Origin of the sequence: Pseudoalteromonas sp. SG44-5 (assembly GCF_014164175.1) — a bacterium.
GTDB lineage: Bacteria > Pseudomonadota > Gammaproteobacteria > Enterobacterales > Alteromonadaceae > Pseudoalteromonas > Pseudoalteromonas nigrifaciens.
In genome coordinates this window covers 1-8,181 of sequence record NZ_JACJES010000042.1, presented here as the reverse complement: position 1 = coordinate 8,181, position 8,181 = coordinate 1, and the positions used below count along the sequence as shown (strand labels likewise).

The window sequence follows — 8,181 nt, the reverse complement described above, 5'->3', positions numbered from 1 at the left end:
AAATAACACATACCAAATAACAAATAACACATAACGATCCTCACTCCTCACTCCTCACTCCTCACAAACGGTTTGGACTTACTCACATTCCTCACTTCTCACATGGCAGGGGCTAGTCGATAACCATAGTTCGGCGCTATGGGGCGCGGGTGTGCTGTATGTTCTGGCCTGTCTGTCTCGTGGTGTCAGGTCAAAAAGGTGGGAAGAATAGGGCGAAGGACGAGCGGGCTACAAGCTCAAGACTAGTGAACGTAGTCTGTGTGGCTAGTGCTCATCACCTTACCGCTGGCACGACGTTCGATGTAAGCTTTGGTACGAGCTTCATCAATCATCGTCACGATGCCCTTGCCCGCGCACTTAGCGCACGGAATGTCCTTATTGAACTTGTGCAAGCGGTACAAGCCTGTGCCAGCGCACGACTTACACTTCTTACCCATAGCATCCGCTGCTATTTGAGCCACAGAGCGAATAGGGCTTGAGGGCATAGGTTGACCTATCCATTGGTAGTATTCCTTGCTGTAGGCACGAATACGCACCTTCTCGGCTACTTCACGGACTGTTGGGGCGTTGAACATTAGCTCAGCGTCAAACTCTGCTGCGCTGTCGAATATATCTGGTACGAATGATGGTTTTTTGTGTGTTCCGAAACTAAACATGTTAAATCCTCTTGGGTAAGTGATGGGGCTGACTAGCAGCCCCGATTGGTTGTTATAGGTTGAAAGTTGGTACGTGCATGTTCATTGCATCGTAACGGGCAGTATCTTCGCGGGTCACTAGTCGTGCTTTGCGTTGTACTTCGATGAACTTCTGACGTTCATTAGCTAGGTACTCAACAGCTGCATCGCGGTCTGTGATAGCCTCGAAGTCATCTGGGCCATGTACTTTGTAAGCGTATGTAGGCTTAGCGACGTGTAGCACTTCTGAGTTGGCGAACACCGCGCTTAACTCGTCCATTAGCTCAAGTATTGTGTCCTCGAACACCTGCATTGATTGAACAAGGTCGACCATCTGCGTGATACCTAAGATGCCCATTTCAGCGTTACCTTCGTCATAGTAGCGAGCGGTTTGACCTGATTGAACGTCTGCGGTGTTGGTGTAGCCTTTAGGACCAAACTCTTGACGCGACAAGTCTGAGTAACCAGCAACCTTCTGGTCACGGTGCTCACCAGCGCGGCCATCGGTTTCTTTGATCGCAGCAGCCTTTCTGTCTTCCATGAACTGAATACTTGCTGACAAACGAACCTCGTGCTTGACTATCTCGCCTAGAAAACGGTTAAGAACGAACGGCATCATGTACGTTGTCATGGTTGAGCGACCAAGCATGATATCGTCTGTCTTGCGACCTCGACCTATCTTCACACGACGCATAGAACCCTTGATGATGCTTGACGTTAGCAGCTCCCAAGCTGGGGTGAATGCCTGTTCAAGCTCAAGAAGTGGCTGCATGTAGTGGTGAGCCAAAGAACCACTGTTGCTGATTAGTAGCTGATTCAGAGTCACCTCGTCCTCAAGAGTGCTCAATAGTATCTCTACGTCACTGATTGTCTTCCATGTTTCACCTTCGCGCAGTGAGAACAACGCTAGGTCGTGCAGGTTAACCATTTGCATGCGTCGCTGCGTCTTATGCAGGGCAGCTTCACAGAAGTTCTTCCAGTTGACCAAGTGCGTTAACTCGCGCTCAAAGGTCACAAGGTCGTTAGAACGCACCGCCTTGTGTGCTATCTCTGCCACAAACTCGGCTGATGCACCGTTATAGCTACGCTTAATCTCTTGAGATAGAGCATATAGCGCACGTTCTTTGAATGGAACGTTGGTACGAAGCTCTCGTGCCCAAACACGCGCGGCAGTGTCGAATGCTTCATTGAAGTAAGCCGTTGATTTAACAACTTGTGAGTTTACAGATGCGATGATTTGAGCTACAGTAATGTTAGTCTTCATTAGTTCTACTTCCTTTGTTGTGATTGGATTGGTGTTTTTGTTGGCTGTGTTAGTTTTCATTGATGTATTTCCTAATAATTGATTTGATGGTTGGTTATTTAATGCATTGATAACTATTGTGCTCATGACTGTTTGCGCAGACTTGAGAACTTGAATCCAGCGGCGGCGAAGATGTTTGTAGCACCTTTGTCGTCTGCTGGCATTTCATTCCTTTCTTCGATGTAGTCGCTGATTTCATCCCAGAACAGCTCGTCTTCTAAATCCATTATCGTGTCTTCTAATGTCGGTGTAGCACCGCATAGCGACTCAAAGTCGTACTCTGAATCGTTGAACTCTAATGACTTGTCTATCTTTACTGTGTTGCCGTATGACATGGTGTATTCCTTCTGTGTTGAATGATTGATTAGTTAAACTTCTGAACTGCCTATCCATATAGAACCAAGACGTGCGTTCCATAAGGTCATGTTGCGTGATTCGATGATGTGTACGATGCGGCCATGTGTCCATCCACCATGAGGTGCTGGGATAACTAGGTCGAACTCGCGCTCATCGTTGAACCCATCCAGTATTAGGTCTTGATACATAGTGGCCTGTGTCAGCTCACATGAAGCCTCGTCAGGGTGTGTGAACAGGTTGCCCTTGTACGAATGTTCGTAGGCATCATAAGTTTGAGAGCTGTTGTACGTCGCCATAGGCTTGCAGGCAGCGTGGGCGCTCAGTGTGTTGCGAGTCTTAGCAGCTACTAGCGTAAGGCTGAATAGAGCTAGGATTGATAGAATGTATAGAGCTGTGATTACTTCAAAAGATATGTTCATGAGTATTACCTTGTTTAATGTTTAGGGACTCCTAAGTAGGTTCAACGCCCCTTGATTATGAAAGACTCGAACCAAACTCGATCCGAACCAACCGCGCCTTCACACCGAAGACACATACATAGGGAGAGCCAACCAAATACCAAGAAAACGCGGAGCGCGACCTAGTACATAAAACGAACAGGGGGGCGGGGGTCATTAAAGACCAATCGGTCTATATTTTTTTACAGTTTTTATGCGCCAAGCGTTAATAGTGTTACTATTAGTTAATCTAACAGTAGGGCTAATAATAATGATAATAAAAGACCTTGTTAACACACTACGCAACACAGCGAAGGTGATGCTTAACACTGCTGCGAGCCTTGAAACAAAAGGCACAGAAACACCACAATGTAACCCGCGACAATTCAAGTTGCTTATCCCGCTGGGTATGTTCGCAGGCACGGCCATTGACGCACTGAACTTGAGCACACGGCCTCGACTGGTGTATGTGGGCGAAAGTCGCATGGGGGGCATTGACTACACGGCAGTCCGCCTAACCATCGCAGAACCGTTCGAGATAGACACAACGCTCTGGACGCATGTCGGGTGCAACACGTTGGTTTGGAGTGAGTAATGGAACAGGATTATTCGCTACAAACGCTTAGTGGGAGTTACGCATCACTGGGTATTGGTCGCCTAACCGCCCAAGAAGAAACCTATGTACAGCGCCGAACGCAGGGCATTAACCCTTCGGCGGCTGCTCGTGCTGCGAACTACAAGTACCCCGCTCGTGCTGTTGCTGAGCTGGCACAGCGCGAGGACATTAACCTAGCAATCTCTTACATGCGTGAAATGCAAAGGCAGGTCGCTGTCCAAGCTGGGGCGCTTGAGTTCACCAAAGATGATGCAACGGCGTTATACCTTGAGGCACACGCTAAGTCGGCAACTGCTATGGAAGAAATACGCGCTGTCGATTCGCTTGTAAAACTGCATGGCCTAGCTACACCTGAACGCGTCGAGATTAATGTCACGAACCGTGGACAGATGGAAACGATGGACGACGAGGCACTGCTTAAACTTGCAGGCCAAGACATTATGTTGTCGCCTGATGCGTACATGGTGGTGAGCGATGAAGACTGACCAGTGTCGTGAATGCCTACGCACAATCCCGCATTATGAAATGTATGACAAAAAACACTGCATGCCTTGTGCGAAGAACCTAGGAACGTTTGTAAGGCCATCTAACCGAGAATCAATAGAACGTATTGAGCATGAGTTTGAACGCGTCAGAGAAGAGGATATAGCGGCTTTTAACGTAGAGCTTGAGGCCAAGAGGGAGCTAGCGGAACGTGAGCTAGTCAGACGACGCCTTCTGCCATTCATTAAACGCCAAAATGACGCTTATGTGCCGGGCTGGGTTCACGCTGATATTTGTATGCGCCTTGAAAAGTTTGCGGAAGATATAGAGAAAGGCCTGTCGCCACGGTTGATGATTACGATGCCACCGCGCCACGGCAAGAGTGAGATAGGATCAAAAACGTTCCCTAGCTGGTACTTGGGTCGTAACCCTTCTCATGAGGTGATTACGTGTTCGTACTCAGGCGACTTAGCAGAGGACTTTAGCCGTAAGTGTCGTGACTTGCTGGACACCGACAAGTACAAAGCGGCCTTCAAAACCCGACTGTCACCAGACACTAAGAGCGTTAAAAAGTGGATGACTACAGAAGGCGGCGGGTTTACGGCGGCGGGCGTTGGAGGTCCGATAACAGGCCGTGGTGCTCACTTAGGCATTATTGACGACCCTGTTAAAAACCGCGAAGAGGCGGAGTCAGATGTTACGCGCCAAAAAGTGAAAGATTGGTATTCGTCGGCGTTCTATACTCGACTCGCGCCTGGAGGGGGCATACTTATAATTCAAACCCGCTGGCATGACGATGATCTTGCTGGCTGGTTGCTTAACATATTTGATGAGGCAAAGGCTGAGGCGGCAGAGAAAGGCGAACCGGTGTCGGACGATGTTGACCAATGGGATTTGGTTGAGTACCCCGCTATTGCAACGCAGGATGAGAAATACCGTAAGGCAGGCGAGGCGTTACATGAAGCGCGCTACCCACTGCCTGCACTTCGTCGTATAAAACGTGCCATGATCCCCCGAGATTGGGAGGCGCTTTACCAACAGAAACCTGTATCAGATGATGGAGACTTTTTTACCCGTGATATGTTCCGTTACTACAAGGCAGGTGACTTACCGCCGCTTAATGAAATGCGTATGTATGCTGCTGCTGACCTTGCTATCTCTACTAAACAGTCTGCTGACTATAGTGTGTTTGCTGTGGTTGGTGTCGATAGAAAGCAAAACATTTGGCTTGTTGATCTTGTTAGGGGTCGCTGGAACTCATTGGGCATTATTGACCGTATGTTTGAGATTCAGACAAAATATAACCCAGAGTTGTTCGGCATTGAAACAGGGCAAATTGAGCTAACGCTTGAGCCATTTATACAGAAAGCTGAGCAAGAGCGTGGTATATCTCTGCGGTACGAAAAGCTTAGAACAAGGGGCGCGGATAAGGGAACGCGGGCTAGGCCACTACAAGGCCGTATGGAACAGGGCAAGTTCATCTTCCCAACGGTTGACTCTACGCCTTGGATGAGTTCGCTACAAAATGAAATGCTGAAATTCCCGCTTGGGGCTAACGACGACCAAGTTGATGCGTTGGCGTGGATTGGTCAGATGATCATGTTATTTGGCATACGAAACGAGAAGAAGGTTAAGGCTAAAGACTCGTTCAAGGATAAGTTACGCAAGTACGGAGGTGGTACAGGCAAAAGGCGTAAAAGCGGTATGGCAGCTTAGTGGTTTGTTGTTTAATAGTAGTGCTACTGTTATTATTATGCAACAGCTAACAATAATAATAACAGGGCGTACATGAACGCTGAAAGCATACAAATACTGATAGCAATGGGGGCGCTCATGGCGACTGGCGTAGGTCTGTGGCACAAGGTTGTCATTATTCCTATGAAAGAGCAATTGAAGCTTAATGACATGAGTATTCGTGCATTGGAAATCGACAGCGCAAAACTCGACAGTACACTAAAGGCGCTTACTGTAGCTATTGAGCGCCTTACAGATAGGTTGGATCGTTAATGAGCCGCAATAAAAGCACAGACCCAAAAATGGTTGCCAGAGATAACCAGACTCGATTTGAAGAGGCGAACAGTGCGAAACACACGGCTTTCATCAAGCGAGCTGTGCGTAACAACAATTTCTACGCTGGCGAGCAGTGGGATAAAGATGATAAAGCGCGACTAGACCGCGAAGGCCGACCAGCACTAACGCTGAATATGATCCTATCAACGGTTAACGCCATTATAGGTGAGCAGCTTGAGCGCAAGGTCGAAGTGGTATACCGCCCGCGAGATTATGGCGATGAGAACACCGCGTATGCACTCAATGCTATTACGCGCAGCATCTTGGCGGCTACGCACTTTGATGATACGGAAGAAGACGTATTTGCGGATGGCATCATTGCAGGCCGTGGCTACTATGATGTTCGCATGAGCTTTGAGAAAAACCTACAGGGCGAAGTGGTCATAACCTCGGAAGACCCTATAGATGTTATTCCCGACAGCGAGGCCAAGAGCGCAGACCCCGCAACGTGGAACGAAGTATTTATATCACGCTGGCTAACGCTAGACGAAATTGGTGCTGAGTATGGCTGGGAAAAGGTCGAAGGGCTAGAACGCTTAATTGATGTTAGCAGCTACAACACAGACGACAACTTTGAGTTCTACGGCAATACATTTGGCGGTACAGACCGTGGCAGTCACAATGATGAGAAAGACAGCCGTGAACTACGCCGTGTACGTGTTATTGAGCGCCAGCACTACCGCGTGGATGAGCAGTACCACTTCGTAGATATGGCGACAGGTAACATGCGCCCCGTAGGTTTCGGTGTTGACAAAGAAGAGCGCGAAGCGTTTGCCAATGAGTATGGCCTAGAGCTGATTAAGCGCAAAGGTCGCCGTGTACGCATGACAACAACGGCTGATGATATTGTGCTACGTGATGACTGGTCTCTATACCGCTCGTTCACGATTGTACCGTTCTTCCCATACTTTAGACGTGGCAACCCGTTTGGCCCCGTTGACAACTTAATCGACCCGCAGAACCTGCTAAACAAGACAAGCTCGCAAGAGTTGCACATTGTAAACACAACGGCAAACAGTGGCTGGGTGTTACAGGAAGACTCGCTTGTTGATATGGATGCCGAAGAGCTGGAAGAACGCGGGGCGGAAACAGGCCTAGTCCTCCAGTATAAACGTGGTTACGAAAAGCCTGACAAAATCCAGCCTAACCAGATACCAACCGGAATCGACCGTATATCACAGAAAGCAGCGGCGACCATACGTGAAATATCATCGGTGAACGCATCAATGCTGGGAACGGCACGAGCTGACCAATCGGGTAGAGCGCAAGAGGCCGCAATTGGCCGAGGCCAGATACAGGTGTCGGTTATTGTGAGTAACCTAAAACGTGCCCGCAAAATGGTAGGCCGTAAGATACTTGAGCTAGTGCAGGACTTTTACAGCGAAACGCGCTACTTCAAGACAACGGGCAACAGCATTATGCAGGGCGAAGAGCGCACTGATGAAGTGGGCATAAACGTACCTGCGGACGATGGCAGCATCCTGAACGATGTAACCATTGGCGATTACTCAGTCGAGGCAAGCTTTAGACCTTCGGGCGGCACGATGGCTGACCAAGAGTTTGAAGAGGCGTTGCGCTTACGTGAAATGGGTGTAGCAATACCAGACCATGTAATCGTGCAGCACTCGAACCTTACTAAGCGCGCTGAGTTGGCTGAGTTCCTTAAAAATAGCCAAGGCTTTGGTGAACCTACCGAAGAGCAAGCAGCACTGGAAGAAATGCAGGTTGAGCACCAAATCAATATGTTGCGTAAAGAGCTTGAGAAAGTGGACGCAGATATTGAAGTGGCACTGGCAACAGCTAAAGAGAAAATGGCTAAGGCTGACTCGCTGGCTGGCTTTAATCAGGCGCAGATGGAACTACAGCGTCTTGAGCAGGAGAGACAGATTAAAGAACAAGAGCTGTCACTACGCATAGCATTGGCCGCTAGAAGTCACCAGAACCAGAATGGCCTCAATGACAAGCGTATTTCTAGCCAAATCGCTATGAAATCTATGGATATGGCGTATAATGCGCAAAATAGCAATAACAGTAATACTAATAAAAATAACAATAAGGGTAACTAATAAATGGCTGCAAACCAAAACATCGAAGGACTTAACACGTACTCGGCAATACTTGATGATTACGTGCCACCAACACCGCAAGAACGTGGCGACTTTGTGGTAGAAGATGAGCCAGAAGATGAGTTACACGAAGAAGATGAGTTGCACGAAGAAGACGAGTTACACGAAGAAGATG

The 8,181-nt window shown here is 48.4% G+C and carries 7 protein-coding genes; 4 read left to right on the top strand and 3 right to left on the bottom strand.

From position 1 onward, the window contains the following. Nucleotides 1-242 precede the first annotated feature (242 nt). The 3 genes from H5079_RS17935 to H5079_RS17925 form a co-directional block, all read right to left on the bottom strand. A complete protein-coding gene (locus H5079_RS17935) occupies nt 243-485 on the bottom strand; it encodes a hypothetical protein (protein WP_182684600.1) in 243 nt (80 codons plus the stop codon). Nucleotides 486-708: 223 nt separating this feature from the next. Beyond that, nucleotides 709-1,998: a hypothetical protein gene (locus H5079_RS17930; protein WP_182684599.1), complete on the bottom strand. Its 1,290-nt coding sequence runs from the start codon at nt 1,996-1,998 to the stop codon at nt 709-711. A 62-nt stretch (nt 1,999-2,060) separates the two neighbouring features. Then, nucleotides 2,061-2,312 (bottom strand): hypothetical protein, encoded by a 252-nt coding sequence (locus tag H5079_RS17925; protein ID WP_182684598.1) that lies wholly within the window; start codon nt 2,310-2,312, stop codon nt 2,061-2,063. Between the two features lie 1,053 nt (nt 2,313-3,365). Between H5079_RS17925 and H5079_RS17920 the strand changes: the two genes are divergently transcribed. The 4 genes from H5079_RS17920 to H5079_RS17905 all read left to right on the top strand — a co-directional run bounded on the left by H5079_RS17920 (nt 3,366) and on the right by H5079_RS17905 (nt 8,006). Then, nucleotides 3,366-3,872 carry a hypothetical protein gene (locus tag H5079_RS17920; protein ID WP_182684597.1) on the top strand — a complete coding sequence of 169 codons (507 nt, stop codon included), beginning with the start codon at nt 3,366-3,368 and terminating at the stop codon, nt 3,870-3,872. A gap of 358 nt (nt 3,873-4,230) precedes the next feature. Further along, nucleotides 4,231-5,586, top strand: coding sequence for a phage terminase large subunit (gene terL / locus H5079_RS17915; protein ID WP_182684596.1), 1,356 nt, complete (start codon nt 4,231-4,233; stop codon nt 5,584-5,586). Between the two features lie 72 nt (nt 5,587-5,658). Then, nucleotides 5,659-5,877: a hypothetical protein gene (locus H5079_RS17910; RefSeq protein ID WP_182684595.1), complete on the top strand. Its 219-nt coding sequence runs from the start codon at nt 5,659-5,661 to the stop codon at nt 5,875-5,877. Next, nucleotides 5,877-8,006 (top strand): portal protein, encoded by a 2,130-nt coding sequence (locus H5079_RS17905; protein WP_182684594.1) that lies wholly within the window; start codon nt 5,877-5,879, stop codon nt 8,004-8,006. Before H5079_RS17910 ends, H5079_RS17905 begins: the two co-directional genes overlap by 1 nt. Nucleotides 8,007-8,181: the final 175 nt, after the last annotated feature.